1 protein-coding gene and 1 pseudogene are annotated in these 1,530 nt (G+C 64.2%); both read right to left on the bottom strand.

Translation table 11 applies throughout. From position 1 onward, the window contains the following. On the bottom strand, nucleotides 1-972 hold a 972-nt coding region (locus EOA60_RS32380), incomplete at its 3' end, for an acyltransferase (RefSeq protein WP_164899749.1). A 106-nt stretch (nucleotides 973-1,078) separates the two neighbouring features. Further along, nucleotides 1,079-1,530: pseudogene (locus tag EOA60_RS32375) on the bottom strand (sugar ABC transporter substrate-binding protein); the annotation flags it as partial.

Below are 1,530 nucleotides of genomic sequence, written 5' to 3'. Positions count from 1 at the left end.
GGGATGATGCGCGAACGGGTCGACCGACGCGGCCTTGCCGGCCCCCGCGATGATCATCAGCATCGGCGTATGGATGATGTAGAGCGGGTAGGAGACCCGCCCCAGCCAGCCATAGAAGCTAGCCAGTCGCGGCGCCGTCGGTGCCACCGCGCCGGTCACCACCATCAGCGGGAACACGACGGCGATAGAGGCGAGGTCGTAGGCGACACGCCCGGCAGCACCCGCAGGCGCGATGGCGAAGACGATCAGCGTAAGCAGGATCGCGGCCTCGACCCACCAGCCCCGCCGCAGAAAGCCGAGGCCATCCTGGTAGTGCGCCATCGACCGGCAGAGCAGCACGCCGAGGAAGAAGGAGAACGACACGCGCGGGAGCCCGCTGATGATGGTCTTGCCGGTCATGCCGAAATCGAGCGTGCCGGCAAGTGCCGAGGCGACGATCAGCAGCACCAGGCTGACGGCTACCAGCACCGTCAGCACACGTTTCGACAGCAGTAAGAAGACGGCGGCATAGGCGATGTTGACGATCAGCTCGAAGAACAGCGACCACGAAGCGGGATTGAGCGGAAAGATCGTATGGTAGGCATCGCCGACCAGCGGAATGAAGAGCATGCCTGTCGTGAGCTGCGTGCCGATCTCCGACAACGGCATGTATTCTGTCGCAATCAGCCTGTTCTTGACCAGCAGATAGAAGCAGCCGAGCAACGTGCCGGCGAGGTAGAGCGGGTAGAGGCGTATCAAGCGGATGGCCAGGAAGGTGCCGAAGCCCATGCCGTTCTCGATCTTGCGGTCGTAAGCGTGGGCGATGACGAAGCCGCTGAGCAGGAAGAACAGGTCTACCGCAAGATAGCTCGACGGCAGCACTTTGCCGTCGGCCAGAAAGGGCGAGAAGTGATAGAGCATCACGCTGATCGCCGCCACGCCGCGGATGGCGTCGAGGTTCAGGTAGACGTGACGCGGAGCGGCAGGCTGCATTCTATGCCTTCAAGCGGTCCAAACAGATTGCTCGCCCGCACCTTGGCGCGAACGAGCCTGACTTGTTCCTCCCGCGGACCGCGCTGAGCGAGGCCCGGGCGCCCGGCTACTGGCTGGCCATGGGTGGGCCGCCGGCACTCGGCGCCAGCTTCACCTTGATGACGTCGCCCGGCAGCACCGGCGTGTCTTCCTTGGCGTCGATCTCGCTGGTCTTGCCGTCGGCAACACGCACCAGCGAATACAGCAGGGCCGGTTCCTGGCCGCCTGTTATGGCAGCCGCCATTGCGGGATCCGAGGCCGCGGCGATCAGGCCCTTCTGCATGGCAGTCCTCAGCGTCGCCTCGTTCAGGTCGGCCTCGGCCTGCTGCCGGCTCGCGGCCAGGTTGGAATTGAGCGTGTTGCGGGCATCGATGGCGTCCTGATCAGCTTTGCTGATCGATTGCTTGGCGGTGAGGATGGCCGTCTCATAATCCAAGATCTTGCCCTGCAGGTCCGCCACCGACTGTTTCGAATCGAGCAGTCGCGCATTGGCGACAAGGCCCTTCTGGGCCAGCGGAC

The sequence above is a fragment of the Mesorhizobium sp. M1A.F.Ca.IN.020.06.1.1 genome, assembly GCF_004023265.1.
Taxonomy (GTDB): domain Bacteria; phylum Pseudomonadota; class Alphaproteobacteria; order Rhizobiales; family Rhizobiaceae; genus Mesorhizobium.
This window is presented reverse-complemented; position numbering and strand designations above follow the sequence as displayed.